Consider the following 26,064-nt stretch of genomic DNA (forward strand, 5'->3'; position numbering starts at 1 on the left):
CGGTGTGACGGACCGGTCCCCTCCGGTCCGTCGAGACGTCCCCGTGGTGCTCGGGCCGTAGTGGGCCTCAGGCCGATCCTGCCCCCTGCGGCGGGGCGGGGAACGGCAGGACGGCCACTGTTACGTTGTCGTGGCCCCCGCCGTCCAGGGCGTGGCCGACCAGGACGCGGGCGCTGTGCAGGGGGCGCACGGAGGCGTCCGGCGGCAGGACCTGGGCCATCTCCTCGGCAGCCTCCGCGTAGTTCCACAGACCGTCGGTGCACACCACCACCACGCCAGGCCGGTCCGGCTTGAAGGAAGCGGTGTGCGGCTCCAGTTCGTAGGCGTCCGCGCCGAGCCAGCCGGTGATCGCGTGGGCACGCTCGTCGGCGTACGCCTCCGCCTCGTTCATCAGGCCCGCGGCGACCATCTGCGCCGCCCAGGAGTCGTCCTCGGTGAGCCGCGCCGGGGGAGCGGTGCGGTCCACCGGCACCCAGTAGACGCGGCTGTCGCCGACCCAGCCGACGACCAGCAGCCCGGACGTCACCACCGCGCCCACCAGAGTGCAGGCGGGGGCGTTCTGGTGCGGGGCGTGCTCGCGGGCCGTCGCGGGCTCCTCCGCCAGCGCGTTGACCGCGTGCGAGGCGGCGACGATGGCGTCGTGCATGGCCTGCTGGGGGTGGGTGCCCAGGGGCAGGGCGGCCAGCAGTGCCTCGCTCGCGGCGCGGGAGGCGGCCAGCGAGGCGTCGTCGGGACGGGTCGCGGAGGACACGCCGTCGCAGACGATCGCCAGGACCGCCGTCGAGCCGTCGGGCAGCGTGGCACAGCCGAGACCGAACGCGTCCTCGTTGCGGTGGTGGCGCAGACCGCGGTCGCTGACGGCGGCGACCGGGCCGATGTCGTGCTCCATGTGGTCGCGCTCGCGGGGCTGGGCGTGCCCGCAGTTCTCGCAGTAGCCGTCGTTGTCCACCCGGCCGGCCCGGCAGGCCACGCACACGGGGGTGCCCTCGGCCGGGGCCGGGGCGTCACCGGCCACGCGCGGGTCCGGCGCCTGCAGCGGGTAGTCGTCGGGCTCCGACGGCCGGTCGAACCGTACGCCGGAGGCGGGGGAGACCGGGGAGCCCGTGAAGGGGGGCTGCGAGGCGTCCCCGACGGGCGGCTGCCGCGGTGCGGCCGGCGGCATGTCGGGCACACCGTCCGGCCGGAGCGGCACGGCGCCGTTCATGGCGATGGTCGGATGGTCGCCCGGGGGCGCGGGCACGGCGGACAGGTCGTATCCGCACGCGCCGCAGAAACGGTCACTCGACTCGAGGGGTTCCTCGCAGCTCGGGCACCTCGACAGGGCGGTCTGGGGCATCTGCGACATCAACTACACCCATGTCCGGGGGCGGTAACGGTTGGCACGTTCCACCAGGTCGATCCTCTCCTCGCCGCCCGACGCCAGCCGGGCCAGCGTGCGGTACGAACGCTCCAGGCCGAAGCGCAGGCCCCGCTCGTCCAGGCCGCTGCCGAGCAGCACCCGTCCCCCGACGGCGGGGGGCGGGGCGGAACCCTGGCTACCGGAGAGTATCCAGTCCAGCGCGCAGCCGAGGACTTCCGCGGACAACTGTTCCCGCCGCGCCGGGTCCAGACCGTACGCCTCCAGGGCCTCGACCTGGCCGGCTGCCGCCGTCAGATCGTCCAGGAAGGGTACGTCGGAAGCGACCGCGGTGCGCTGCCGCAGCCGTGCCCGCACGGCCGCCACGCGCGCGGCCGTGTAGTGGATGGACGACTCCGGAACCGACTCCAGCGTCCGTACGGCGCCCCGCCGGTCGCCGGTGGCGAGCTGGACGCGGGCCAGGCCGAAGGCGGCGCTGACGTAGCTGGGGTCGGTCGACCAGACGAGGCGGTAGTACTCGGCGGCGTTGTCGAGCTGCCCGAGCACCTCCGCGCACAGGCCGAGAGCGAGCTTGGGGGCGATCTCGCCGGGGAAGGCGTCGTAGATCGCGTCGAAGGCCAGCGCGGCGGCCTCGTGGTCACCGGTGACCAGCGCCGCGACCCCGCGGTACCAGACGACCCGCCAGTCGTCGGGCCGCTCCTCCTCCAGCTCCAGCAGGGACGCGTGCGCGGTGCCCGCGTCCCCGTTCTCCAGCCAGGCCCGGATCTGCCGCAGCCGGGTCTCGGTGGACCGGGCCGGAGCGGCCGCGATGGCCCCGAGCAGCTCGGCGGACGCGGTGGCCATCAGACCGGCGAGGAAACCGGCGTTCGGGTCCGAGGGATCGACGAGCGGAACGGGCAGCGCGAGCGCCGCGGCCGAGGCGTTGACGGTCTTGACGATGCCGGGCGTGACCGCTGCCGTGGCGCCGGCGGGCGGGGCGGCCGCGGGAAGCAGGGAGCCGGCACCGGCACGTGAGCCGGCACCGGCGCGCCGCCGGACCGGCACCGCCCGCGCGCCCAGCCGGGACACCTCACCGTCCAGCTTGGGGAACAACTCCGCGTCCGTGACCCGGACTTCGGGACCGAACAGGGTGGACAGCGCGGGGCGGGCCCGGCCCGACTGCAGGGACACCACCTCCCGGAGTACGCCCGTGAGCTGTTCCGCCATCTCCTGCGCGGAGGCGAAGCGGCGGGCCGGGTCCGGGTCGGTGGCACGGACCAGCAGCCGGTAGAAGGACTCGTACTGGCGGAAGACCTCGATGTTGTCCGGGTCGGGCAGGGAGTCCACGAAGACGTTCGTGTAGCCCTGGAAGTCGAAGGCCAGCACCGCCAGCGTGCGCGCGACCGTGTAGAGGTCGGACGCCACGGACGGGCCGACCTCCGCGACTTCCGGCGCCTGGTAGCCCACCGTGCCGTAGATGGCCGACTCGTCGTCGTCCATCCTGCGCACCGCGCCCATGTCGATCAGCTTGAGCTGGTCCTCGGTCTGGATGGCGTTGTCGACCTTGAAGTCGCAGTACAGCAGGTTGCGGCTGTGCAGGTGGCCGAGGGCCTCAAGGGCCTCGATGCCGTACGCGCACGCCTGCTCCACCGGCAGCGGGTCGCGCTTGCCCGCCGGTGTGCGGCGGGCGTTGGCGATCTCCTTGAGGGACTTGCCGCCGACGTACTCCATGACGATGTACCCGTCCAGCGAGCCGGTGCGCTGGTCGAGATGCTCGACGAAGTTGTAGATCCGCACGATGTTGGCGTGCTCGATCTCCGCGAGGAAGCGCCGCTCGGAGATCGCCGCGGCCATCGCGTCCTGGTCGCCGGTGTCCAGCAGGCCCTTGAGGACGACCCAGCGGTCGGAGACCGCGCGGTCCACGGCGAGATAGACCCAGCCGAGCCCGCCGTGCGCCAGACAGCCCGCGACCTCGTACTGGCCGTGCACGACGTCGCCGGACTTCAGCTTCGGTACGAAGGAGTACGGGTGGCCGCACTTCGTGCAGAACCCCTCCGTACGCCCCGGCCGGTCACCGCGCGACCGCCCCACCGCCGCCCCGCAGTCGGAACGCGAGCAGAACCGCTTGCGCTCCGGCACCTCGGGGTTGTCCAGGACCATCGCCCGCGGATCGGGCCGCGGCACCCCCGGCACCTCGACCAGGCCCACGCCGAGCCGGCCGCGCGCGGACGACCCGGCGCTGGAACCGGAGCTGCGCACCGACACCGAGCGGCCCGTGGAGCGGCCCGACACCGAGCGCGACAGCCGCCCCGACACCGAGCGCCGCGACTTCGACGACTGTGACGACGTACGCGAACTGCGGCTGCTGGAACGCGAACTGGTGCTGCCGGACGAACCCCGGGAGCCCCGGCCGCCGGCCGTGATCCCGGTGGGCGGCGAGCTGACCATGCCGGTCGTGGAGACGACCGGGGCCAGCCCGCAGGTGTCGCAGTACAGCTCGCCGCCGCCCACGTCCTCGTATGTCCCGTCGCAGTCCGGCCGCTGGCAGGGCTGTTGTGCCTGACTCATGACGACGCCGTCCCCCTTCTGTCGCTCACGCTCCCGGCCCCCTGCCGTCCTGTGGTCCGTCCGGCACCCGGGGGGCGGCGAGCAGTTCGGCGGCCGCGTGCTGGTAGCGCAGCACGGCCTGCTCGGCGACCCGCAGGTCGCAGGGCGCGCTCCACAGCATCCGCCGGGCCGCGTCGTACCGCTCGACCAGCAGCGAGTCCTCCGCGAGGCCGTGCCGGGCGACCTTCGCCTTGTACGCGTCGAGGCGGCCGCGCAGCTCCGCGCGGACCGCCAGGGGCGCGGTGACCGCGGTCAACGACTCGCGGGCGCGCAGCAGTTCGTCCTCCGCCTTCTGCTCCAGGGACTCCAGGAGCGGGGACAGACGGTGCCACTGGGCGTGTCTGCGGTACTCGGCGGCCGTCGCCAGCTGCTCCTGCAGCACGGTCGGCGGTCCGCCGACCACCGGCACCTCCGTGGCGGCGATCTTCGCGAGAACCTCGGTGCGCGCCGTGCGTGCCTCGGCGAGGGTGCGGTCGGCGCGGGAGAGCACGTCCCGCAGCTTGACCAGCCGGGTCTCCGCGTCCTGCCGGACCGTCAGCACGGCGTCGATCTCCCGGCGCACGTCCTCCAGAGCGCGCGCCTCCCGGTCGTAGACCGTGGTGTCGGGCTTGCCGCCGCCCGGGGCGGTGCTGCCCTCGGCGCGGATCCAGAACGCCAGCGGGTCGGACACCACCTGCTCGCGCAGGGACGTCAGCGTGCGCGTGATGCGCTCCAGGTCGTCGCCCGCCGGGTGTTCGCCGGGGCGCACACCGACGGGGTGGGCCAGCCGGCGGGTGCGCTGGAGCTCCGCGGCCAGTAAGTCGATCCTGGCGGGCAGCGCCGACCAGACCGCGTCGGCGGCGACGACCATGTCCAGCGAGGTCGCGTACAGCTCGTTCATCCGGTCCACGAGCGTGACCAGTGAGAACTGTTCGCTGAGCTTGCTCGGACCGCCGTGCAGTGTCGGTGCGTTGGCGATCGCGTGGGCGGACCCCGCGACGGTGACGGACTCGCCGCGCAGCAGCTCCGTCAGCTCCACCAGGTCCTCCCGGCTGGACCAGCGGCGGCGGGAGCGGATGTCCCGCGCGGAGCGCAACGCGTCGGTGTAGGCGTCGAAGTACGCCCACAGCAGGGTGATCGACGCCTCCGCGGCCTGCCAGCGCTCCTTGGTGACGCCCGTGAGCTCGGCGCCCTCGAGGAGTCTGCGACCCGCGTGGTCCTGCAGGGCGAGGAGCGAGGTCTCGATGGCCTCGTGCTCCGCGCCGAGCCGCGCCAGCGCACGGTCCACCTCGTCCCGGTCCATCACCGGCCCGGCGGGGTCCGTGACGCCCATCGATCACCTCTCGCTGCGTTGAGTTCGGTCAGTCGTCCAGGAATCCGTGTCGGTCGGCGGGTACTTGGTGAAGCGTCAGCTCTTGCGGAGGTACTCGGGCGACGCCGGCGGTTCCGACGTCGAGGAATCCTCGTCCAGTGTCGCCGAAAGCCACCTGTCGTACGACGCCTGCCAGCCGTTCGCGGTGTCCTTGCGGTAGTCCACCAGAACCTGGTTGACCCGGCGTACCAGATCGTCGGCGTCCTTCTTCATGGCCACTCCGTAGTACTCGGTCGTGAAGGGCTCGCCCTTGAGCTCGACCGTCGGGTCCTGTGCGGCCTGACTGGCGGCGAGCGCCCCGTCGGTCACCACGGCGTCCGCCTCGCCGAGTTGGAGCCGCACCAGACAGTCGAGCTGGTTGGGGACGGTGGGCTTCAGCTTGGCGGACGACACGAGGTCGCCGGCCTTCTGGTCGTCGACCAGCTTGGCGTTGGCCGTGGACCCCTTCGCCGAGCAGATCCGCTGCCCGGCGAGCGAGTCGTCGTACCCGCTGATCGTCGACGACTTGGGGGCCAGGACCTGCTGCCCGGTCTTGAAGTAGGGCGCGGAGAAGGCGACATCGGCCAGGCGCTTACAGTTGATCGTCATCGTGCGGACGACCATGTCGACCCGGCCGTCCTGGATGGCCGGGATGCGCTGGTCGGTCGGGATCGCCTTGAACTGCACCGCGTCCGGGTCGCCGAGTATGTCCTTGGCGATGCGGTGGACCAGGTCGATGTCGAATCCCTCGAGCACCGCGTCCTCACCGCTGTTGGGGTCGCGGTAGCCCCAGCGGTAGCTGTTCTGGTCGACACCGACGATCAGCTTGCGCTTCTCGCCCGGCCGGCTCTTGATCTTCTCTATGGTCGCGCCGTCGGCGCTCGACGGGGGCAGGGTCTGCTTCTCGGGCGCCGCCTCCATCTCGGGGGTGGTGCAGCCCCCTTCGGCGCGGGCCTGGACGCCGTGCGCGAGCCCCGGGCCGCCGGTGCCCGTGCTGCCGTCGCCGCCCGACGGGAACAGCGGGAGCAGCAGTGCGAACGTCAACGCCAGGGCGCAGACGACCGCCATCGCACCCACACCGCCCCAGCCCTTCAGACCGGTCCGCAGACCGCGCCCTCGCATCCGCCACCGCATCGTCACGCCCCCTCTCACCGGTACTCCGACAGCCTGCGGCCGATGCCGAGGACCGCGCCGGCCGCGCCCAGGACCGCGAGGACGGCGGCGCCCACCGTCATCCCGGTCATCGCGTCGAGGCCGTCGCCGGCGGCCTGGGCGAACTCGGCCTTCTCGTGGGTGAGCGCCTTGGCGAGGTTGGCGTCGACGCTGTCGAAGCACTCGCCGGTCGCGCCCTCGGCGCCGATCACCCGGTCCAGGGCCGCCTGGTAGTCGCCGTTCTCGTCCTCGTCGCGGGCCGCGGCGTGACGCTTCTTCCACTCCGCCATGTTGCCGACGGCCGAAGTGACCGGCTGCTCGCCCGCCTTGTCGTCGGCGAGGTTCTCGGCGAGGGCCAGCCCCCTGCCGAGGGTGTTCATCTCCTGGCCGAAGTCGTAGTCGTAGGCGTCGAAGGTCTCGCCGTCCACCTCGACGGTCTCGGCGCCGCGCGCCACCAGGGTGAGGTTCTCGCTGCCGCGTGCCTTCAGGGAGGCGATGCGGGCGTCGTGCAGGACGTTCAGCGAGCGGACGCCGTGGTCGTAGGAGTCGTCGAGCGCGGCGCGGGCCACGGTGTGGCCGACGACCAGCCACAGCAGGACCACGGTGGTGGTGGCGGTGGCGGCGACCAGGCCGTGGTTCAGGACGCGGTTGGTACGCCGGTAGTTGCGGTGCTGGGCCCAGGCGAGCCCGGCGAGCGCCAGGACCCCGAGGCCGATCGCCGCCCAGGGATAGGGCGTGGCGTCGGAGTAGTCGGCGCTCAGCCGCTGGTTCTCCTTCTTGTAGAGATCCTCCGCCGCCGGGAGCATCTCCTGCTGCATCTTCTCGTTGGCGTACCGCAGATAGGCGCCGCCGACCGGGAAGCCCTGGCGGTTGTACGTCCGGGCCCGCTCGACCAGGCCCTTGTACTCCGGCAGCAGCCGGTTCAGCTCGGCCACCGTCGCCGCGGCCGGCGAGTCGGGGTCGGAGTTGGCCGCGGCCTGGACCAGCCCCTCGGCGGCGGCGTCGATGTCCTTCTCGTACCGGTCGCGGGAGGCGGGTGTCTCCTGGCCGCCCGCCAGGAAGCCGCTGGAGGCCGCGGTGTTGGCGTCGGCGAGCGAGCGGTAGATGTCGGCCGCGGCGGAGCTGAGCGGCTGGCTGTTGTGGAGGACGTCGTCGGCGGCGGTGCGCCGGTCGGCCGTCTGCCAGGCCGTGACGGCGCCGAACGCGACGACCAGGAGCGCGAGGACGGCGCCGATGATGCGCAGCCGGCCGGGTTCGGTGGTGGCGGCGGCACGCAGCCGGTCGACACCCTCGGCGAAGGCGGTACGGCGGGGCTCCGCCGGGACGGGGGGGACGGGCCGGCTCGCGCCGCCGTTGTGCGCGGGGGCGCCGTACGCGGCCGACGCGGCCGACGCGGACGGCCCGGACGGCTGCGGCGGGACCGCGGGCATCGTGGGCACGCCGGTCGGCGGTGGTGGCGCCGCGCTGCTCTTCGGCGGGTGTGTCACTGTGACCTCCCCCATGGTCATCCGTCGCCGCAAGTATCGCTGCCGGGACTGACATCCGCACCGGCCTTGGCTTGATCTTGATCAGATCGCAGCGTGCGCTGCGGCGGTGCCGCGGCACCGCACCACCCCCTGCCCATGAATACGCCGGCGGAATCGGTTCGGTTCCCTCCCGGGGCGCTCGCGTAGGGTCGCGGCCATGGGTGGTGCGCGGGTGGTACTCATCGGCGGGACGTCGAACGCGGGCAAGTCCACCCTCGCCCGGGCGACCGCGCACCGGCTCGGGTTCGAGTGCCTCTCGACGGACGGTCTGGCCCGGCATCCGGGACGGCCCTGGCGGACCCCGGACCGCGAGGTCCCCGCGCATGTCGCCGACCACTACGCGACCCTCACGGTCGACGAGCTGGTCGGGTCGGTTCTCGGCCACTACGAGCGGCTGTGGCCGCGGGTGGAGGAACTGATCCGCGCCCACGCCGCCGCAGGGACCGGCCTGGTCCTCGAAGGGTCGGCGCTCTGGCCCGCCCTGGTGGCCCGGTCGGCCGTCCCGCGCACGGCTGCCGTGTGGCTCACCGCCGACGAGACCGTCGTACGCGCGCGCGTGCACGCGTCCGGGCGGTACGAGGAGGCGACCGGGGCGGAACGCCTCCTCATGGACAAGTTCCTGGCGCGGACCGTCCGTTACCAGGAGCTGATGGTGCGGGCCGTCGACGCGCTGGGGCTCACCCGCCTGGACGTCGGCGACGGCCGGCCCGTCACCGACCTGGTCGACCTGCTGCTCACGGCAGTCGGCCCTCAGCCCTCGAAGTAGGCCCGCGCCCGCGCCTGCGTCCGCGGGGACGCCCCGACCCGGTCCAGCCCGAGCAGCGCCGCCCCCAGCACCGGACTGGCGGTCACCACCCGGGGCACCGCCTTCGGGGCCCGCGAGGCCAGCAGGTCCCGTACGCCGTCGTCCAGTCGCGGGTGTCGAGCAGCCAGTACCCCGCCCCCCAGCAGGACCGGTGTCTCCTCCTCCAGCAGGCCGAGCCGTGTCAGCGCCACCGTGGCCATCGTCGCCACCTCCTCGGCCAGGCGGTCGACGAGGCCGCGGGCCACGGCGTCGCCCGAGACGGCCGTCGCGAAGAGGACCGGCGTCAGCTCATGACGGCGGGCCGGGCCGATGTGCTCCAGGTGCAGGGCCTCGACCAGGGCGTACACGGAGGTCAGCCCGAAGTGGGCCGGCAGGGTGTGCGCGAGGGCCGTGGGACCGCCGCGGCCGTCCTCCGCCCGGGAGGCGTGCCACAGGGCCTCCTCGGCGAGGCCCCAGCCGCCGCCCCAGTCGCCGGAGATCCGGCCCAGGGCGGGGAAGCGGGCGGTGCGGCCGTCGGGGCGCATGCCGACGCAGTTGATGCCGGCGCCGCAGACGACGGCGACCCCGCGCGGCTCGGTGACGCCCGCCCGCAGCACCGCGAACGTGTCGTTGCGCACCTCCGTGCTCGCGCCCCACGCGCGCGCGTGCAGCGCGGCCGCCAGCCGTTCCTCCTCGACGGGGAAGTCCGCGTTGGCGAGGCAGGCGGAGACATGCTCGACGGACGCCACCCCGGAGGCGGTGAAAGCCCGCGTCACCGCCTCCGCCACCTTGTCCACCGCCGCCTCCACGCCCACCACCGGCGGCCGGAACCCGCCGCCGCGGGCCGTGGCGAGGACGGTGCCGTCGGACGCCACGACCGCGACGTCGGTCTTGCTGTTGCCCGCGTCGACGGCGAGGACGCTTGCGGTCAGGCCCACGCGAGATGCTCCCGGTTGTGTGCGATCAGCTGGTCGGTCAGGGTCTCGGCGTACGCGTACTGGCCGACGAGGGGATGGGCGAGGAGCGTGCGGAACACCCGGTCGCGACCGCCGCGCAGCGCGGCCTCCAGTGCCAGCTCCTCGTACGCCGTCACCTGCGCCATCAGGCCCGCGTACAGCGGGTCGACGGCCGGCACGGCGAGCGGTGCCGCGCCCTTCGGCCCGACCGCCGCCTGCACCTCGATCACCGCGTCGTCCGGGAGGAACGGCAGCGTGCCCCCGTTGCGGGTGTTGACCACCTGGTAGGGGCTGCCGCCCGCCCGTCTGCCACCACCACCGTCGACGGAGGGCTCTTCGGGCCCGCTTCCTGTTCCGCCGAGCAGACCGGCCGCCAGATCGACGGCCGCCTCCGAGTAGTAGGCGCCGCCCCGCCTGGCGAGCAGCTCAGGTTTCTCGTCCAGCGTCGGGTCGGCGTACATGGTCAGCAACTGCCGTTCCATCTCCGCCACCTCGGCGGCCCGGGACGGCTTCGACCTGAGCTCCCGCACGACCTCGTCGTGCGCGTAGTAGTAGCGCAGGTAGTAGGAGGGGACCACGCCGAGGCGGTCCAGGAGCGGGCGGGGCAGGCGCAGGTCGGCGGCGATCGCCTCGCCGTACTCGGACAGCAGCCCGGGCAGGACGTCCTCGCCCTCGGGTCCGCCCAGGCGTACGCCCGTCTCCCAGGTGAGGTGGTTGAGGCCCACGTGGTCCAGGTGGATCTCCCCGGGCGCCACACCGAGCATCCTCGCGAACTTCCGCTGGAAGCCGATCGCCACGTTGCACAGGCCGACCGCCTTGTGGCCGGCCTCCAGCAGGGCGCGGGTCACGATGCCGACCGGGTTGGTGAAGTCGATGATCCAGGCGTCCGGGTTCGTACGGCGGACCCGTTCGGCGATGTCGAGGACCACCGGGACCGTGCGCAGCGCCTTGGCGAGTCCGCCCGCGCCGGTGGTCTCCTGGCCGACGCAGCCGCACTCCAGCGGCCAGGTCTCGTCCTGCTCGCGGGCCGCCTGACCGCCGACGCGGAGCTGGAGCAGGACCGCGTCGGCGCCCTCGACGCCCGCGTCCAGGTCGCCGGTCGTCACGATCCGGCCGTCGTGGCCGTGCCGGGCGAAGATCCGGCGGGCCAGGCCGCCCACCAGCTCCAGCCGGTCGGCGGCCGGATCCACGAGGACCAGTTCCTCGACGGGCAGGGTGTCGCGCAGACGGGCGAAGCCGTCGACGAGTTCGGGGGTGTAGGTCGAGCCTCCGCCGACCACGGTGAGTTTCATACGTCTCTAACCCTTCACTCCGGTGAGCGTGACGCCCTCGACGAACGCCTTCTGGGCGAAGAAGAAGACGAGGATCACGGGGGCCATGACCAGCACGGTCGCGGCCATGGTGAGGTTCCAGTCGGTGTGGTGCGCGCCCTTGAAGGACTCCAGGCCGTAACTCAACGTCCAGGCGCCGGGGTTCTCGGAGGCGTAGATCTGCGGGCCGAAGTAGTCGTTCCACGCGTAGAAGAACTGGAAGAGGGCGACCGCGGCGATGCCCGGCTTGGCCATCGGCAGCACGACCCGCAGAAGGGTGCGCAGGTCACCGCAGCCGTCCACCCTGGCCGCGTCCAGGTACTCGTTCGGGATGGTGGTCAGGAACTGCCGCAGCAGGAAGATGGAGAACGCGTCACCGAACGCCATCGGGATGATCAGCGGCCACAGCGTGCCCGACAGGTCCAGCTGCTTCGCCCAGAAGAGGTACATCGGGATGACGACCACCTGGGGCGGCAGCATCATCATCGAGATCACCAGCATCAGCGACAGATCGCGGCCCCGGAAGCGGAACTTGGCCAGCGCGTACGCCACGGGGATCGACGACACCACCGTGAGGACGGTCCCCGCGCCGGCGTACAGCAGCGTGTTCCTCCACCAGGTCAGGAAGCCGGGTGTGTCGAAGACCGCGGCGTAGTTGCCCCACTCCCAGGTGCGCGGGACCAGATCGCGGCTGAGGGCCTGGGATCCGCTCATCAGCGAGGTCAGGAAGACGAACACGAAGGGGAGGGTGAAGAAGAGGGCCGCGGCGACGCCGAGGGAGTGGATCCCGACCCATTCGAGGACGGCCCGGCGGCGGGCCGTGCGCTCGGCGGGCGAGGCCGGGGCCTTCGACTCCACGGGCTTGGCCAGTACTTGGGTCATGGTCAGTCACCTGCCTGGATGAGACCGCCCCGGCGCCGCATCAGCAACCCGGTGAACGCCATCGACAGGGCGAAGAGCACCAGGGCCACCACACAGGCGGAGCCGTAGTCGAAGCGCTGGAAGCCGAGGTTGTAGACGAGCTGGGGAAGGGTGAGGGTCGACTTGTCCGGGTAGCCGGGCTCGAACTGGGTGCCGGCGCCCTGGATCACGCCCGAGGCGACCTTCCCGGCGATCAGCGGCTGCGCGTAGTACTGCATGGTCTGGATCACGCCGGTGACCACGGCGAACATCACGATCGGCGAGATGTTCGGCAGGGTGACGAACCGGAACCGCTGCCACGCCGAGGCGCCGTCCAACTCGGCGGCCTCGTACTGCTCCCGGGGCACGTCGAGCAGCGCCGCCATGAAGATGACCATCAGGTCGCCGATGCCCCACAGGGCGAGCAGGGTGAGGGCCGGCTTGGACCAGGAGGGGTCGTTGAACCAGCCGGGGGCCGGGACGCCGATGCCTTCGAGGATCGAGTTGACGGGGCCCGTACCGGGGTTGAGCAGGAAGGCGAAGGCCATGGTGGCCGCCACCGGCGGGGCCAGGTAGGGCAGGTAGAACAGGGTGCGGAAGACACCCGTGCCCGTCTTGATCTTCGTGATCAGGAGGCCGATGCCCAGTCCGAACAGAACCCGGAGGGTGACCATGATCAGCACCAGCCACAGGGTGTTGCGCAGGGCGGGCCAGAAGAGGGGGTAGTTCTCGAAGACGTACGTCCAGTTCCTCGTGCCGGTCCACGTCGGCGTTCCGAAACCGTCGTAGTGCATGAAGGAGAAATAGACCGTCGAGATCAGCGGGTACGCGAAGAAGACCGCGAAGCCGATCAGCCAGGGCGACATGAAGGCGGCCGTGCGCAGTGCCTGTCTCCGCTGCTTCGCGGCGAGGCCCGCACTGCGGCCCTTCGAGGCGGGAGTGACCGTGCTCATCACTTCGCCTGGGCGATGTCCGTGTCGATCTGCCGCGCGGTGCTCGCCAGGCCCGCCTTGAGGTCCTTGACCTTGCCGCTCTCGTACTCGTAGCCGAACTGCTGGATCGTCGTCAGGTACACCCCGCCGTTGACGGAGGCCGGGGACGTCGTGGAGTTCGGGTTGGCGGCGATCTCCAGGAACGTCCTGAAGCGCGGGTCGTACTTCAGCTTCGGCGACTTCAGGGCGGCCAGGGTGGACGGCACGTTGTGGATGGCGTTGGAGAAGTTCACCACCGCGTCCGTGTTCGTGGTGATGTACTTCACCAGCTCCCAGGCCGCGTTCCGCTTCTGGCTGGTGGCGGCGATCCCGGCGATGGTGCCGGTGATGTAGCCCTTGCCATATTGGTCGGCCTGGTCGTCGGGCACGGGAAGCGGGGCGACGCCGATCTCGAAGTCAGGCTCGGCGTCCAGGGCCATGCCCAGCCGCCACTCGCCGTCCAGCTGCATGGCGACCTGACCGGTGTGGAAGGGGTGCTTGGGGCCCCACTCGTCGCCGAGCGTGGAGCGGTACTTCTCCAGCCGCCGGTAGCCGCCGAGTTCGTCGACGAGCTTCTTCTGGAGGGTGAACCCGGCCTCGAACGCGGGGTCCTTCGCGAGGTTCGACCTGCCGCTGGAGTCGAAGTACGTGGGCGAGAACTGTCCGAGGTAGTGCTCGGTGGTGGTCTCCCAGCCGTGGTAGTTCGGCATGAAGCCGAGCTGCTCGTAGCCGTCCCCGTCGGAGATCGTCAGCTTCCTGGCGTCGGACGCGAACTCGGACCAGGTCTTCGGCGGGCTCTTGATGCCGGCCTTCTCGAACGCGGTCTTGTTGTAGTAGAGGCCGTAGGCGTCACCCAGCAGCGGGACGCTGCACCGGTCGCCGTCGAACTGGGTGTACTCGTTCATCGCCTTGGGGAACGTCTTCTCCGGGTCGATGCCCGACTTCTCGAAGAACGGGTTGAGGTCGACCAGCGCACCCGACGAGCAGAACTTGCCCACGTTGTTGGTGGTGAACGACGAGATCACGTCGGGCGCCTTGTCGCCGCCGGTCCGCAGCGCCTGGTTCATCTTGTCGTCGGTCATGTTGCCGACGACGTTGACGTGGATGTTGGGGTGCGCCTTCTCGAAGCCGGCGACCAGCGACTTCACGGCCTGCACCTCGGCGGGCGCGCTCCAGGCGTGCCAGAAGTTGAGGGTCGTGTCCTGGGAGGCGTCGTCGCTCGCGCCGGACTCGGACCGACCGGTGCAGGCGGTGGCGAGGAGGACCACGGAGGCGGAGGCGGCGAGTATGACTTTTCTTGATATTCCGGGCATAGCTGGGTCTCCCTAGGGCAGGGCAGGGCAACGGTGGTGGGTGTGTGAGCGTGCGGGGCTTTTCGGTGAGGGGCCTGGGGCTCAGCGCGAGGTGTCGAAGACCTCGTCGCGGGTGGCCGCGAGCGCGCTCTCCAACGCGCCGCGCAGCACGGGGTGTTCACGGACGTCGCCGACCACGAGCCGGGGCCGGGACGCGGCCAGCTCCTCCAGTTCGGCCTGGACGAGGGCGCGCAGGGGTTCCCCGCCGGAGGTGAGCGAGGCGCCGCTGAGGACGACGAGTTCGGGGTCGAGGACGGAGACGAGGGAGGCGAGACCGGTGGCGAGGTGCGTGGCGTACGCCTCCAGGAGGCGCCGGTGGGGGCCGTCCTCGGCCTCGGCGGCCCGTTCGACGAGGGTCGCCGCGACCTCGGCGTACGGGCCCGACGGGATGTCCTGGACACCGAGTTCACGGGCCAGCCTGGGAAGCGCCTGCGAGCCGGCCAGTTCCTGGTAGCCGCCGCTGCCCGCCTTGCTGACCTGTCGGACCAGGGGGGTGCCCGGCACCGGCAGGAACCCGACCTCGCCGGCGCCGCCGGTCCAGCCGCGGTGCAGCCGGCCGCCGAGGACCAGGGCGGCACCGAGGCCGCCCTCGTTCCACAGCAGGACGAAGTCGCCGTGCCCGCGGGCCGCGCCGAGCCGCTGCTCGGCCACGGCGACGAGGTTCACGTCGTTCTCGTACTCGACGGGCATCGGCAGGATGGCGGCGAGCTCGTCGAGCAGCGTGGGGGCGTGCCAGCCCGGGAGGTGGGAGGCGTAGCGCAGCCGGCCGGTGTTGGGGTCGAAGGCGCCGGGGGTGGCGATGACGAGCCGGTGGACGTCGTCGCGGGTGAGCCCCGCCGCCTTCACCGCGCCGTCCAGGGCGTCGGTGACCTGCCGGACGACGGGCTGGGCGGGGCGCCGGCCCGGTGTCGGGAGTTCGTACGACCCCACCGTGCGGCCGGTGATGTCGGCGACGGCGGCGCGTACCCGCTCGGGGGTGACGTCGAGCCCGGCGGCGTACGCGGCGGCCGGGTTGACCTCGTACAGCTGGGCGTTGGGGCCCGGCCTGCCTTCGCTGGTGCCGGTCGCGAGGACCAGCCCCGACGCCTCCAGGCGGGCCAGGAGCTGGGACGCGGTCGGCTTGGACAGGCCGGTGAGCTTGCCGATCCGGGTGCGGGACAGCTGCCCGTGCTCCAGCAGGAGGTCGAGGGCGGCACGGTCGTTCATGGCGCGCAGGACGCGCGGGGTGCCCGGCGTACCGGCGGTTCCTGCCATGGGGTCCACACCTGCCCTTCGGCTGTCCAGGTTCCCAGTGATCACACCGGGAAGTCCATCCGCGTGATTGTTAGGAAGGTTTCCTGTTCGGTGGTCTGGACCATAGGACCGGTGCGAAGGGGTCGTCAAGAGGCGTCGGCCGAGGCAACAGAGTCGTTACCTGCGGGCGGTACGGAGGGCGCCACCAGGAGAGAGGGCATGGCGAGGGGGGAGGGCATGGCGAGGGGGGGAGGGCATGGCGAGGGGGGAGGGCACCACGAGGGGGAGGGGGGCACCGCGAGAGGGGGGAGGGGCGTGTCGCCCCTCCCCCCTCTCGCCGCCTGGTTGTGCCCCGTGCCCTCGCGGCTACTTCGTCGGGCTCGGCGGCGTCAGCGGGGTGGCCGCCTGGGCCTGTGGCGAAGCCGTGTTGGAGTACGCCGACGGGGCCGCCATGCCGGCCGTCGGGTCGGCGTCGGCGGGGGCCTCCGTCAGGAGGGGCGGGCCGCCGACGATCGGGATGTCCGCGGCGTCGAAGGCCCGCTTGATGCGCCAGCGCAGTTCGCGCTCGACGGTGAGGGCCTTGCCGGGCATGGTCTTCGCGGAGACGCGGACCACCATGGAGTCGAGCAGGACGCTGTCCAGGCCGAGCACCTCGATCGGGCCCCAGAGGAGCTCGTTCCAGGGCTCCTCCTTGCTCATCTTCTCGGCGACCTCGTTCAGGGTGCGCCTCACCTTGTCGAGGTCCTCGTCCGCGCGGACGGTCACGTCGACGCCGGCCGTCGCCCAGCCCTGGGAGAGGTTGCCGATGCGCTTGACCTCGCCGTTGCGGACGTACCAGATCTCGCCGTTGTCACCACGGAGCTTCGTGACGCGCAGGCCCACCTCGATGACCTCACCCGAGGCGACACCCGCGTCGATGGTGTCGCCGACGCCGTACTGGTCCTCCAGGATCATGAAGACGCCGGACAGGAAGTCCGTCACCAGGTTCCGCGCGCCGAAACCGATCGCCACACCCGCGACACCGGCGGACGCCAGCAGCGGCGCCAGGTTGATCTCGAAGGTCCCCAGCACCATCAGCGCCGCGGTGCCGAGGATCAGGAACGACGCCACCGAGCGCAGCACCGAGCCGATCGCCTGCGAGCGCTGACGCCTGCGCTCCACGTTCACCAGCAGACCGCCGAGGGAGGAGCCGTCGACCGACTGCACCGACCGGTTCATGCGGTCTATCAGCTTGGTGATCGCCCGCCGCACCGCCACTCTCAGCACCGCCGCGATCACCAGGATCAGCAGGACCCGAAGACTGATCGCGAGCCAGGTGGACCAGTTCTGCTCGACCCAGCTGGCGGCGTTCGTCGCGCTCTCCTGCGCGTCCTCCAGGGACGGCACCGCGGGGGTCGTCTCGGAAGGGGACGGCGTCGGCGACGCGGCGGCCAGTAGGGCGGCGGACAAGGACACGGCAGGTACCTCCAGTGCAGCGGTCCGCCCCGCCGGCAGCGGTCAAGGTCATCCGTCGTGTTTCAAGGTCACGAAAAGGTCACCGGTGGGGCAGGCCCACCACACTATCGGGGCATCGTGTGTGGATCGTTGCAATGTTCGGGGGAGAGACTGCCTGAGCCTGGGGATGAACAGGTGGGATGAACAACTCATGATCCTGGGGATGCTTCAGATGTGGTCGAAAACACTCCCAGCCCGTTACCGGGACATGGTGGCGCTTCGGCCAGGCATGAGGGGACACTGACTTACGAATCGTCCCGGCGCGAGCCACGCGCCGCCGGCGTCCAAGGAGGCCACGTGCCGCATGTCCTGGTCCTGAACGCGTCGTACGAGCCGCTCGGCGTCGTACCGCTCCGCCGCGCGCTCATCCTCGTCCTGGAGAACAAGGCCGTGTGCCTCGAGGAGTCCGGCGCCTTCATGCACAGCGCGACCGTCACAGTCCCCGCACCCAGCGTGGTCCGGCTCAAGCGTTTCGTCCGGGTCCCCTATCGGGGGCCCGTTCCTCTGACCCGCCGGGCACTCTTCGCCCGGGACGGGGGCCGGTGCATGTACTGCGGTGGCGTCGCAACCAGCGTCGACCACGTCATCCCGCGCAGCCGCGGAGGCAAGCACGTCTGGGACAACGTGGTGGCGTCCTGCCGCCGCTGCAACCACGTGAAGGCCGACCGTCATCTCGTCGAGATCGGCTGGCGGCTGCGCCACAAACCCGCCCCGCCCACCGGCCTGGCCTGGCGCATCATCGGCACCGGCCATAGGGATCCGCGCTGGCTGCCGTACTTGCAGCCGTTCGGCGCGGACGACGCCCTGGCCCGGATCGACGGCATTTCCGCCTGACGACGATCCGGGCTTTCGCACACCTGGCGCCAGGGAGGGGCCTACGTCCGGGACGTGAGGCCCCTCCGAGCGGCTCTCAGGAGCGCGGGCCCTCCGCGCGCGCTCCCCGGGCGACGTACAGCGCCCCGCCGCCCAGGAACACCACCAGTGCCGTGGCCCAGGAAGCCGTGCCCCCTTCCGGCTGCACCGGCCACGCCCACACCCCGCTCGCGCCCCCGCGGGCACCGGCCGCCCCCAGGTACACCGCGCTGACGTAGCCGAAGGCCGGCAGCCAGCTCAGCCGGGCGCCGACCAGCGTGGCCGCGGCGGCGGTCAGGCCCGTACCGCCCAGCGTGTTGCGGATCATGGCCGGCGGACCGAACACGGAGGTGTGCCCGAGGACCGCCACCGGCAGCAGGGCCGCGGCGAGCCCGGTCAGGGCCAGCAGGTGCAGCGCGCGCAGCCGCCACCACGGGCGCACCGCGGTGCGGTCCAGCTCGTCGGACGCGGTGTGCAGGCTGGAGCCGATCACCGCCGCCGCGAACAGGGGGGCCAGCGCCACGACCGGAACCCGTCGATCCGGATCGATGTGGGCGTTCAGGCTGTGCGCCGCCCACACGGCGAGACCGGCGGTGGCGAGGAGCACGACGAGGGCGCGCGGGACGGTACGCGAGCGGGCGTACAGAAGCAGTCCGGCGGCGAGTGCGCGGTCGTGGCGCAGGGTGGGTGCGCTCACAGCGTCGGCACCCCGTCCGGCGTGCACTCGTCCGCCGTCGCGAAGTACTCCGACAGCCACGCGCGGCGCTCCTGCTCGCCCATCCCGCGCAGCCGGGCGCGGGCCTTCAGCTGTTCCCGGAGCTCGGCGCGGTCGGCCTCGCTGCCCTTGGCGTACATCTCGTCGAAGTCCTTCTCCAGGGCGCTGGGGGCCAGGTAGTTCTCGACGGCGTCGTCGATCCGCTGCACGCGGGGATCCGTCCGGTCGCACTCGGCGCGGCCGTACAACGCCATCCCGGCCTCCCACGCGTACTGCCGCGGATCGGTGAGCCGCCCCCGTACGACGCTCCGGCCGATCGGCGTGAGCATCGGCAGCTCCACCTCGTCCCGGGCCGGCCGCCCCGGCCGGTCCTCGAATCGCACCGGCAGGTTCCGTACGCCCTCCAGGCGTCCGGTGAGACCGGACAGGGCCTTCCTGACCTGCGGCAGAAGGGCCTCGTAGCGGGCGTTCACACAGATCTGCGGGGTGGTGGAGGTGTCGCACACCTGGCGGCGGGCGACCGGACCGGTGTGCCACAGGCCGTCCCCGGTCTGCACCAGCAAGGTGGCCGCGGCGATCGCGGCGGTCAGCGGCAGCACGGCCACCGCCCGGCGGCGGGCCGCGAAGGCGAGGACGGCGGCGGCCGCGAGCCCGCCCGCCCACACTGCCATCGCCGCCGGCTGCCACCACACCGGGACAGAGGCGGTCGTGCCGTCGAGGACGGGTGAGAGGTGGGCGAGCGCGTTCTCGCCGGTGCCGTACGTGAGGACGCCGATGCCGACGTACCCACCCACCGCCAGCAGGGGTGCCCCGAGCCGCCAGGCCACCACCCGGCCCACGACGTGGCCCGCCAGGACGGCGGACGCCAGCACGACCGCGTCCGTGAGCGGCGTGACCGGGTACGGGCTGTCACCCGTGGCGCGGTACCAGGTGGCGAGCCAGGCGAGGACGGTAGCGACCGCGTGTCCGGCGACCACCCACAGCACCAGCGGCAGCGCCGACGCCAGCAGCCGGGCGAGCGGACCGCGCGCGGACACCGTCATCAGCTCCTCGGTACGGCGTCTGCGCTCGCGGCCGCCGTGCCAGCAGCCCGCGGCCAGCGCCAGCGGGACGGCGAGCAGCCCGGACGCCGTGTGCAGACGCTCCCGGGTCTCGGCCCAGCCGCCCTGCCACTGCTGAGAGTTGGAGGCCAGCGCGACCGTGAGCATCAACAGGACGGCGGCCCCCGCCCAGGGGCCGAAGCCGCGGACGACCTCGGCGCGCAGGGGATGCCGCGAGCGCTCCCGCCTTCTCTCCGCCACGAGGGTCATCGCGCCGTCCCCTCCACAGCGAGGGCCGGTGCGGGGGACGCGCGGTGCGTGCGCAGGGCGGCCGTGTAGCCGCGCTCGATCGGGTTGTCGCCGACGCCGCCCGCCGCCTCGCCGAGCGCGGTCAACGACTCGGGGGTGCCGCGGTAGGCGACGTGGCCCGACTCGATGAGGGTGACCTCCGTGCAGGCCGCCGCCACGTCCTCCACCAGGTGCGTGGAGACGATGACCGTCGACGAGGTGCCCAGCTCGCGCAACAGCTCGCGGAACTCCACCCGCTGCTCCGGATCGAGACCGGCGGTCGGCTCGTCGAACAGCAGCACGTCCGGGTCGTTGACGATGGCCTGGGCGATACCGACGCGGCGGACCATGCCGCCGGACAGCGTCTTCACCTTCGCGTCGACACGGTCGGCGAGGCCGACGCGGGCGACGGCCCGTTCGACGGCGGCCGGGGTGTCGGCGGCGGGCATCTCCTTCAGCCAGGCCACGTACGCGACGAACTCCCGCACGGTGAAGCCCGGGTAGTAGCCGAACTCCTGCGGCAGATAACCCAGCCGGCGGCGCACCGCAGCCCGCCGCCGATGGTCGCGGACGTCGTCCCCGAGCAGTTCCACCCGGCCGTCGGTCGGCGCGGCGACCGTCGCGAGGACCCGGATCAGCGAGGTCTTGCCCGCGCCGTTCGGCCCGAGCAGCCCGTGCACACCGGGGCCGAAGTCGAGGTCCACCGAGTCGAGGGCGAGGGTCCTGCGGTGCCGGACACTCAGCCCGGCCACTCGTATCGTGCTCAACGGTTCTCCAGAGGTGGCAGGCGAGGAGGGCGCGGCCGTGGTCACGGCCTCTCCAGGCGGTCGTAGGCGGGACGGCGGGCGGCCAGCAGTACGGCGCACAGGACGGCCGCCGCCGCCCAGCCGCCCTGCGCCGGGGCGCCGTCCAGGCAGTACGAGAGCTGCTCGGACAGCCGTGCGGTCAGCCGGCCGCCGGGCGCGGCGAGCGCCGGGACGAGCACGGCGCACAGCCAGCCGCCGCCCGTCACGGCCGTCGCCGTACGGCAGCCGACGTACCCGGCCAGGGCCAGCGAGGCCAGCGTGAGCGCCAGCCCCGGCAGCAGCCAGGCGGCCGCGCCCGGCGCCCCCGAGGACGGCACCAGCAGCCCGGCCAGCGTCAGCAGCGGCAGGCTCACCGCCAGCACCGCGACCGTCCGCGTCAGCACCAGCCGCAGCCCCGCGGCCGGCGTGGACGCGGCGATCTCGTGCAGCGGGTCGGCATGCGCCCCGTAGGACAGCGCGACCCCGACCACCGGCACCAGGGGCGCCACCGCCAGCAGCAGGGGGCGTGTCCCCGCGAACCCGGCCCCGTAGGCGAGCACGACCGCCCCGACCGCCACGAGCAGCACGGCCGGCAACCAGGCGCCGCGCACGGCGGGCCCGGCGGCCCACAGGACGCGGGTGAGGCGGGGGACGGGGGAGGGGCGCCCCAGGTACCGGGAGGACCAGATGCGGGCTCGGGTGGAGGGGAGGGAGGGGCGCGGCGCGGTCCTGGCGGGGACCGCACCGGGCGCCGCACCCGCCGGGACCTCACCGGCTCCGACCGCGACCCCGGCCGCACCCGCCGGGACCTCACCGGCTCCGACCGCGACCCCGGCTCCGGTCGGGGCCGGAGCCGGGGCAGGTGCCGGGGCCGCCCCCAGTACGGCCCCGCGCACCTCCGCCAGCACCACGCCCGCCGGAGTCGTCCGTACCGCGTGCGACACGCGGGCCGCGCAGTGGCCGCAGCTCTCCAGGTGTTTCTCCAGGGACCAGGCGTCCGGCTCCGGCAGGGTGCCGTCGCCGTAGCGGGTGACCAGGTCGTCGGACGCGTGCCAGCCGGTCATGCCGGGCCTCCCAGCGGTGACGGGTTCAACTGGGCGAGGGCCGCGCGCAGTTCGGCGCGGGCGCGCATCGCGCGGGACTTGACGGTGCCCTCGGGGATGCCGAGCAGCCGGGCCGTCTCTCGGGTGGTCAGCCCGTCGACGACCGTGGCGCGCAGCACCTCACGCAGCTCGGGGGAGATCCGGTCGAGGGCGGTGCCCACGTCGCCGTACTCCAGGGCCGCCAGCACCCGGTCCTCCGCGGACGCCGACGCCGACGCCGACGCGTAGGTGGAGTGCGCCTCGTCCGGTGGCGCGTTCATCGGAGCGGCCTCCAGTCGCGTCGCCCGCTCGTGCGCCCGCCGGGCGTCGACCAGGCGCCGCGCGGCGATGGTCCACAGCCAGCCGCCGGCCTCCTCACCGCGGTGCCCGGCCGCCGACCGCCACACCGTGACGAACGTGTCCTGGAGCACCTCGCGCACCACCTCGGCGTCGGCGCAGCGCCGGGTCAGCCGGGCGTGCAGCCAGCCCGCGTGCCGGTCGTACAGCTCGGCCATCGCCGCCGAGTCCCCGGCCGCGACCGCGCGCAGCAGTGCCGCGTCCGCCTCGTCGGAGGCTCCCTCGTCCTTCTCCCGCTGGCCCCCCATGGGGCGGAACAGTCTCACACCCCCTCTATCGACCGGCTCCGAGCGCGCGGTTCACGGCCCTGAGCGCCTCCCGTGTGTCGTGCGTCACCCCTGGCTGTCCCACCCGTGACTGTCCCGGTCGTGGCTGCCCCAGTCGTGGAGGGAGCCGGCCGTCCTGCGGCGTTTGCACCGGTCTGGAGAGCCCTAGCCGGAACAGAATGTGAGGAGACGCACGTTGTCCCTCTCGATACGTCTGCCGCCGCGACCACTGGGTAGGGCTGCGATAACCGATCGTCGAACTCGACAAGGAGGCCCCCGTGGCCGCATCGGCACACCTTCTGCTCCCGGCCCCTTCCAAACCCGAGGCGGAGCCGTCCGCCGCACCCGATCTGCACTTCTGCGTGTTCAGCGCGGAGGGAGCCTGCGTGGAGACCCCCCTCACCAGCGAACCGCCGCTGCCGGATGCCGAACCCCTCACCAGCGAGCCGCCGCTCGCCGACGCCGCCCCCCTGACCAGCGAGTCCGACGCGCACGCGGAGCCCTAGGTGACCGCGTCCCGGCCGGTCGAGCCGCCCTCCGAGGACCTGTCCCGGCTCGCCGCCCTGCACGGCGTCGCCACCTCCTACAGCCCGTCCCCGGACCGTACGGTCGCGGCCTCGGTCACCGCCGTCACCCGGGCCCTGTCGGCCCTCGGCGTCGACGCGGACACCCCCGCGGCCGTCCGGGACGCACTCGCCGCCCGCGAGCGGGAACTGCGCGAACGCCTGCTGCCCCCGACGGTGGCGTGCTGGAGCGGCGCCCGCCCCGCCGCCCTCGACGCCCTCCCGGACGGCACCCGCCTGCGCATCGAGACCGAACAGGGCGAGATCCGCGCCACCGCCGACCAACTCCCGCCAGGCTTCCACCGGTTGACCGCCACGGCCCCCGACGGCCGCACCGCCCGCGCCCACCTGATCGTGGCCCCGCCCCGGCTGCCCGCACCCCCCGGACGCTCGTACGGCCTGCTCGTCCAGCTCTACTCCCTGCTCTCCCGGCGCTCCTGGGGCATGGGAGATCTCGGCGACCTCGGCGAACTCGCCGCCTGGGCGGGCCGCGCGCTCGGCGCCGGGTTCATCCAGGTCAACCCGCTGCACGCGGCCGTACCCGGTGCCCCCACCGACCCGTCCCCCTACCGGCCCTCCTCGCGCCGCTTTCCCGACCCGGTCCATCTGCGGGTCGAGGACATCCCCGAGTACGCCCACGTCGAGGACGGCGAGCGGGCGCGGGCCCTGCTGGAGCGGGCCGGGCGGCTGCGGGCGTCGGTGCTGGAGAAGGGCGCGCTGATCGACCGGGACGCCGTGTGGGAGCTCAAGCGGGAGGCGCTGGAGCTGGTCCGGGACGTGCCGCTCGGGCCCGGCCGCCGCGCCGCCTACGTCGACTACCTCGCCGAGCAGGGCCAGGCCCTCGAGGACCACGCCACCTGGTGCGCCCTCGCCGAGGTGCACGGTGTTGACTGGCACCGCTGGCCGGCCGGCCTGCGTGACCCCCGCTCGGCCGAAACGGCCCGCGCCCGCGGCGAGTTGATGGACCGGGTGGACTTCCACTGCCGTCTCGCCTGGCTCACCGACACCCAGCTCACCGCCGCCCAGCGTGCGGCCCGGGAGGCGGGCATGCCGGTGGGCGTGGTCCACGACCTCGCGGTCGGCGTCCATCCCGGCGGCGCCGACGCGTGGGCGCAGCAGGACCACTTCGCGGCCGGCATGTCGGTCGGCGCGCCCCCGGACGCCTTCAACGCCCGCGGCCAGGACTGGGGCCTGCCGCCCTGGAGGCCGGACCGCCTGGCCGAGTCGGGGTACGCGCCCTTCCGCGCCCTGCTCAGGGGCCTGTTCCGCTACGCCGGTGCCCTGCGCATGGACCACGTCATGGGCCTGTTCCGGTTGTGGTGGGTGCCCCAGGGCGAGCTGCCCACGGAGGGCACCTACGTCCGCTACGACGCCGAGGCCATGCTCGCCGTCCTGGTCCTGGAGGCCTCCCGCGCCGGGACCGTGGTGATCGGCGAGGACCTGGGCACGGTGGAACCCGGGGTGCGCGAGACGCTGCGCGAGCGAGGGGTGCTCGGCACGTCGGTGCTGTGGTTCGAACGCGACTGGGGCGGCGACGGCCGCCCCCTGCCCCCCGACCAGTGGCGCGCCGACTGCCTGGCCACCGCCACCACCCACGACCTGCCGCCCACCGCGGCCCGCCTCACCGGCGAACACGTCGAACTCCGTGACAGCCTCGGCCTGTTGGCCCGCCCCCTGGACGAGGAACGGGCGGAGGCCTCGGCGGACACGGCCGAGTGGCTTGAGCTGCTCGCCCGGCTCGGCCTGCTGCACGGCACCGGCGGCGGCACCGACGTGTCCGCCGAGGAGGCCGAGATCCAGGCCGTCCACCGCTATCTCCTGCACACCCCGGCCCGCATGATCGGCGTCTGGCTGCCCGACACCGTCGGCGACCGCCGCCCGCAGAACCTCCCCGGCACGTGGGACCAGTACCCGAACTGGCGTCTGCCGATCGCGGACACGGAGGGGCGGCCGGTGACGCTGGAGGAACTGGCGGCCTCGCCGCGGCTGCACGCCCTGGTCGAGGTGGTGCGGTCAGCGCCCCAGGCCGCGTCGGGCGGGCGGGAGTGAGGGTGTTCGCGGCCGGTCCGCGCCTCGTACGCACCCCCCGGGCGAGCGACTCCGATCGCCGTTGGGTACTTTGGCCCCGTGGACAAGAAGAACGCCCTGCGCGCCGGCGCCCTGGCTGCCGGTACGACGCTGATGTTGCTGCTCATGTCGTCTCCCGCGCTCGCGCTGACCCGCGACGACGGTGACGACCCCGGCCCGGGCCTGAGTGTCATCGACACGCTGGGACTCTTCGTCGTGGCCCCGATCGTGCTGTTCGCGGTCATCGCCGGTCTGGTGATGGTCCTGGACAAGTCGCACGAGTCGCACCGGGTGACCACCCGCAACATCAAGACCAAGGCCAAGGCCGGCTCGAAGGCCTGACCTGGCGCATCCCCGAGGGCGCCGACCCCGCCGTACGTACGCGCACCCGCGTACGTGGGCGAGGCCGGCGCCTTCGGCGTGTTGCGAGGTCCCCTCTCAGGGGCTGGGTGCCGTCAGGTACCGCTGAACCGCGGGCCCCAGCCACGCCACGACCTCCCGGGGGTGCAGCGCCACGGCCGCCGGCAGCCGCAGCACGTACCGGGTGAGTGCCAGCCCCAGCAGCTGGGTCGCCACGAGCGCGGCCCGCGTCGGCACCTGCTCGGGGTCCGGGCACACCGCACGGGTGACCGGCAGCACCTGGTCCCGGAAGATGCCCTGCATCCGCTCGGCCCCCGCCTCGTTGGTCGCGCCGACCCGGAGCAGGGCGGTGAGCACGTCGTTGTCCTCCCACATGCGCAGGAAGTGCGTGACGAGCGCCGGGCCCGCGTCCTGCCGGGGCAGCGCTGTCAGGTCGGGCAGTTCCAGGTCGACGGAGACCGCCGCCGCGAAGAGGCCCTCCTTGTTGCCGTAGTAGCGCATCACCATCGACGGATCGATGCGCGCGTCCTTGGCGATGGCCCGGATGGTGGCCCGCTCGTACCCGTCGGCGGCGAACCGCTCGCGGGCCGCGGCGAGGATCGCGTTGCGGGTGGTGTCGGAACGCCTGGGCTGCGGGGAGGAGCTGCTTTCCGTCATGCCAACAAGTGTAGGCCAACACGTGTTGACCCTTGCGTGGCGCCGCGTTACGCTCGCCAACAAGCGTTGGCAAACAGGTGT

Annotated in this window: 23 protein-coding genes; 5 read left to right on the forward strand and 18 right to left on the reverse strand. The window is 72.9% G+C overall.

Annotated features, from left to right (window positions below; translation table 11 throughout):
- Positions 1 to 67: 67 nt before the first annotated feature.
- The 5 genes from AQJ84_RS37845 to AQJ84_RS37865 all read right to left on the reverse strand — a co-directional run bounded on the left by AQJ84_RS37845 (position 68) and on the right by AQJ84_RS37865 (position 7,912).
- Positions 68 to 1,348, reverse strand: a complete 1,281-nt coding sequence (locus AQJ84_RS37845) for a PP2C family serine/threonine-protein phosphatase (RefSeq protein ID WP_030043792.1) — start codon at positions 1,346 to 1,348, stop codon at positions 68 to 70.
- A complete protein-coding gene (locus AQJ84_RS37850) occupies positions 1,349 to 3,904 on the reverse strand; it encodes a serine/threonine-protein kinase (RefSeq protein WP_053193427.1) in 2,556 nt (851 codons plus the stop codon).
- Between the two features lie 25 nt (positions 3,905 to 3,929).
- The gene (locus AQJ84_RS37855) at positions 3,930 to 5,255 is read right to left on the reverse strand and encodes a hypothetical protein (RefSeq protein ID WP_030043793.1); all 1,326 of its coding nucleotides are present in this window, start codon (positions 5,253 to 5,255) and stop codon (positions 3,930 to 3,932) included.
- A gap of 75 nt (positions 5,256 to 5,330) precedes the next feature.
- Positions 5,331 to 6,395, reverse strand: a complete 1,065-nt coding sequence (locus AQJ84_RS37860; RefSeq protein WP_030043794.1) for a glutamate ABC transporter substrate-binding protein — start codon at positions 6,393 to 6,395, stop codon at positions 5,331 to 5,333.
- A 26-nt stretch (positions 6,396 to 6,421) separates the two neighbouring features.
- Positions 6,422 to 7,912, reverse strand: coding sequence for a hypothetical protein (locus AQJ84_RS37865; RefSeq protein ID WP_225889249.1), 1,491 nt, complete (start codon positions 7,910 to 7,912; stop codon positions 6,422 to 6,424).
- A gap of 196 nt (positions 7,913 to 8,108) precedes the next feature.
- Between AQJ84_RS37865 and AQJ84_RS37870 the strand changes: the two genes are divergently transcribed.
- Complete coding sequence (locus AQJ84_RS37870) at positions 8,109 to 8,717, forward strand: hypothetical protein (RefSeq protein ID WP_198536413.1); 609 nt, start codon at positions 8,109 to 8,111, stop codon at positions 8,715 to 8,717.
- On the opposite strand, the gene AQJ84_RS37875 is transcribed toward AQJ84_RS37870, so the two are convergent.
- The 7 genes from AQJ84_RS37875 to AQJ84_RS37905 all read right to left on the reverse strand — a co-directional run bounded on the left by AQJ84_RS37875 (position 8,702) and on the right by AQJ84_RS37905 (position 16,912).
- On the reverse strand, positions 8,702 to 9,673 hold the full coding sequence (locus tag AQJ84_RS37875) for an N-acetylglucosamine kinase (protein ID WP_053193421.1): 972 nt from the start codon (positions 9,671 to 9,673) through the stop codon (positions 8,702 to 8,704). The two genes, AQJ84_RS37870 and AQJ84_RS37875, sit on opposite strands and share 16 nt — an antisense overlap.
- Positions 9,664 to 10,983: a 6-phospho-beta-glucosidase gene (locus AQJ84_RS37880; RefSeq protein ID WP_030043797.1), complete on the reverse strand. Its 1,320-nt coding sequence runs from the start codon at positions 10,981 to 10,983 to the stop codon at positions 9,664 to 9,666. Before AQJ84_RS37880 ends, AQJ84_RS37875 begins: the two co-directional genes overlap by 10 nt.
- A 6-nt stretch (positions 10,984 to 10,989) precedes the next feature.
- Positions 10,990 to 11,883 carry a carbohydrate ABC transporter permease gene (locus AQJ84_RS37885; protein WP_030043798.1) on the reverse strand — a complete coding sequence of 298 codons (894 nt, stop codon included), beginning with the start codon at positions 11,881 to 11,883 and terminating at the stop codon, positions 10,990 to 10,992.
- A 2-nt stretch (positions 11,884 to 11,885) separates the two neighbouring features.
- Positions 11,886 to 12,854 (reverse strand): carbohydrate ABC transporter permease, encoded by a 969-nt coding sequence (locus AQJ84_RS37890; protein WP_030043799.1) that lies wholly within the window; start codon positions 12,852 to 12,854, stop codon positions 11,886 to 11,888.
- Positions 12,854 to 14,185, reverse strand: coding sequence for an ABC transporter substrate-binding protein (locus tag AQJ84_RS37895; protein ID WP_030043800.1), 1,332 nt, complete (start codon positions 14,183 to 14,185; stop codon positions 12,854 to 12,856). The genes AQJ84_RS37890 and AQJ84_RS37895 overlap by 1 nt, the downstream gene beginning before the upstream one ends.
- 81 nt (positions 14,186 to 14,266) lie before the next feature.
- Positions 14,267 to 15,478 (reverse strand): ROK family transcriptional regulator, encoded by a 1,212-nt coding sequence (locus AQJ84_RS37900; RefSeq protein ID WP_053193417.1) that lies wholly within the window; start codon positions 15,476 to 15,478, stop codon positions 14,267 to 14,269.
- 345 nt (positions 15,479 to 15,823) lie between these two features.
- Positions 15,824 to 16,912: a mechanosensitive ion channel family protein gene (locus AQJ84_RS37905; protein ID WP_030044336.1), complete on the reverse strand. Its 1,089-nt coding sequence runs from the start codon at positions 16,910 to 16,912 to the stop codon at positions 15,824 to 15,826.
- A gap of 336 nt (positions 16,913 to 17,248) precedes the next feature.
- Here AQJ84_RS37905 and AQJ84_RS37910 point away from each other — a divergent pair, with 336 nt between their 5' ends.
- Positions 17,249 to 17,785 carry an HNH endonuclease gene (locus AQJ84_RS37910; protein ID WP_030044337.1) on the forward strand — a complete coding sequence of 179 codons (537 nt, stop codon included), beginning with the start codon at positions 17,249 to 17,251 and terminating at the stop codon, positions 17,783 to 17,785.
- A 76-nt stretch (positions 17,786 to 17,861) separates the two neighbouring features.
- Here AQJ84_RS37910 and AQJ84_RS37915 read toward each other — a convergent pair whose 3' ends face one another.
- Genes AQJ84_RS37915 through AQJ84_RS37935 form a run of 5 tightly spaced genes read right to left on the reverse strand, consistent with a single transcriptional unit; the run spans position 17,862 to position 22,318 of the window.
- Positions 17,862 to 18,500, reverse strand: coding sequence for a hypothetical protein (locus tag AQJ84_RS37915; protein ID WP_225877429.1), 639 nt, complete (start codon positions 18,498 to 18,500; stop codon positions 17,862 to 17,864).
- Positions 18,497 to 19,828, reverse strand: coding sequence for a hypothetical protein (locus tag AQJ84_RS37920; protein ID WP_053192348.1), 1,332 nt, complete (start codon positions 19,826 to 19,828; stop codon positions 18,497 to 18,499). The genes AQJ84_RS37915 and AQJ84_RS37920 overlap by 4 nt, the downstream gene beginning before the upstream one ends.
- Complete coding sequence (locus tag AQJ84_RS37925) at positions 19,825 to 20,613, reverse strand: ABC transporter ATP-binding protein (protein WP_225877431.1); 789 nt, start codon at positions 20,611 to 20,613, stop codon at positions 19,825 to 19,827. The genes AQJ84_RS37920 and AQJ84_RS37925 overlap by 4 nt, the downstream gene beginning before the upstream one ends.
- A 41-nt stretch (positions 20,614 to 20,654) precedes the next feature.
- Positions 20,655 to 21,695 (reverse strand): zf-HC2 domain-containing protein, encoded by a 1,041-nt coding sequence (locus AQJ84_RS37930; protein WP_053192346.1) that lies wholly within the window; start codon positions 21,693 to 21,695, stop codon positions 20,655 to 20,657.
- Entirely contained in the window at positions 21,692 to 22,318 is a 627-nt protein-coding gene (locus AQJ84_RS37935; protein WP_030044342.1) for an RNA polymerase sigma factor, read from the reverse strand. The genes AQJ84_RS37930 and AQJ84_RS37935 overlap by 4 nt, the downstream gene beginning before the upstream one ends.
- Positions 22,319 to 22,614: 296 nt before the next feature.
- Between AQJ84_RS37935 and AQJ84_RS37940 the strand changes: the two genes are divergently transcribed.
- The 3 genes from AQJ84_RS37940 to AQJ84_RS37950 all read left to right on the forward strand — a co-directional run bounded on the left by AQJ84_RS37940 (position 22,615) and on the right by AQJ84_RS37950 (position 25,308).
- Positions 22,615 to 22,842, forward strand: coding sequence for a hypothetical protein (locus AQJ84_RS37940; protein ID WP_030044343.1), 228 nt, complete (start codon positions 22,615 to 22,617; stop codon positions 22,840 to 22,842).
- Complete coding sequence (malQ, locus tag AQJ84_RS37945) at positions 22,843 to 24,948, forward strand: 4-alpha-glucanotransferase (RefSeq protein WP_030044344.1); 2,106 nt, start codon at positions 22,843 to 22,845, stop codon at positions 24,946 to 24,948.
- A gap of 78 nt (positions 24,949 to 25,026) precedes the next feature.
- A complete protein-coding gene (locus tag AQJ84_RS37950) occupies positions 25,027 to 25,308 on the forward strand; it encodes a hypothetical protein (RefSeq protein WP_030044345.1) in 282 nt (93 codons plus the stop codon).
- Between the two features lie 96 nt (positions 25,309 to 25,404).
- Here the strand turns inward: AQJ84_RS37950 and AQJ84_RS37955 are convergent, their stop codons facing one another.
- Positions 25,405 to 25,983 (reverse strand): TetR/AcrR family transcriptional regulator, encoded by a 579-nt coding sequence (locus AQJ84_RS37955; RefSeq protein WP_030044346.1) that lies wholly within the window; start codon positions 25,981 to 25,983, stop codon positions 25,405 to 25,407.
- Positions 25,984 to 26,064 lie beyond the last annotated feature (81 nt).

Source organism: Streptomyces resistomycificus (assembly GCF_001514265.1).
GTDB lineage: Bacteria > Actinomycetota > Actinomycetes > Streptomycetales > Streptomycetaceae > Streptomyces > Streptomyces resistomycificus.

Excerpts from the sequence above, each read along its gene's own strand:
- AQJ84_RS37850 (WP_053193427.1), bottom strand. The coding sequence starts at position 3,904 with ATGAGTCAGGCACAACAGCCCTGCCAGCGGCCGGACTGCGACGGGACA.
- AQJ84_RS37855 (WP_030043793.1), bottom strand. The coding sequence starts at position 5,255 with ATGGGCGTCACGGACCCCGCCGGGCCGGTGATGGACCGGGACGAGGTG.
- AQJ84_RS37860 (WP_030043794.1), bottom strand. The coding sequence starts at position 6,395 with ATGCGAGGGCGCGGTCTGCGGACCGGTCTGAAGGGCTGGGGCGGTGTG.
- AQJ84_RS37870 (WP_198536413.1), top strand. The coding sequence starts at position 8,109 with ATGGGTGGTGCGCGGGTGGTACTCATCGGCGGGACGTCGAACGCGGGC.
- AQJ84_RS37880 (WP_030043797.1), bottom strand. The coding sequence starts at position 10,983 with ATGAAACTCACCGTGGTCGGCGGAGGCTCGACCTACACCCCCGAACTC.
- AQJ84_RS37885 (WP_030043798.1), bottom strand. The coding sequence starts at position 11,883 with ATGACCCAAGTACTGGCCAAGCCCGTGGAGTCGAAGGCCCCGGCCTCG.
- AQJ84_RS37890 (WP_030043799.1), bottom strand. The coding sequence starts at position 12,854 with ATGAGCACGGTCACTCCCGCCTCGAAGGGCCGCAGTGCGGGCCTCGCC.
- AQJ84_RS37895 (WP_030043800.1), bottom strand. The coding sequence starts at position 14,185 with ATGCCCGGAATATCAAGAAAAGTCATACTCGCCGCCTCCGCCTCCGTG.
- AQJ84_RS37900 (WP_053193417.1), bottom strand. The coding sequence starts at position 15,478 with ATGGCAGGAACCGCCGGTACGCCGGGCACCCCGCGCGTCCTGCGCGCC.
- AQJ84_RS37920 (WP_053192348.1), bottom strand. The coding sequence starts at position 19,828 with ATGACCCTCGTGGCGGAGAGAAGGCGGGAGCGCTCGCGGCATCCCCTG.
- AQJ84_RS37930 (WP_053192346.1), bottom strand. The coding sequence starts at position 21,695 with ATGACCGGCTGGCACGCGTCCGACGACCTGGTCACCCGCTACGGCGAC.
- AQJ84_RS37935 (WP_030044342.1), bottom strand. The coding sequence starts at position 22,318 with ATGGGGGGCCAGCGGGAGAAGGACGAGGGAGCCTCCGACGAGGCGGAC.
- AQJ84_RS37955 (WP_030044346.1), bottom strand. The coding sequence starts at position 25,983 with ATGACGGAAAGCAGCTCCTCCCCGCAGCCCAGGCGTTCCGACACCACC.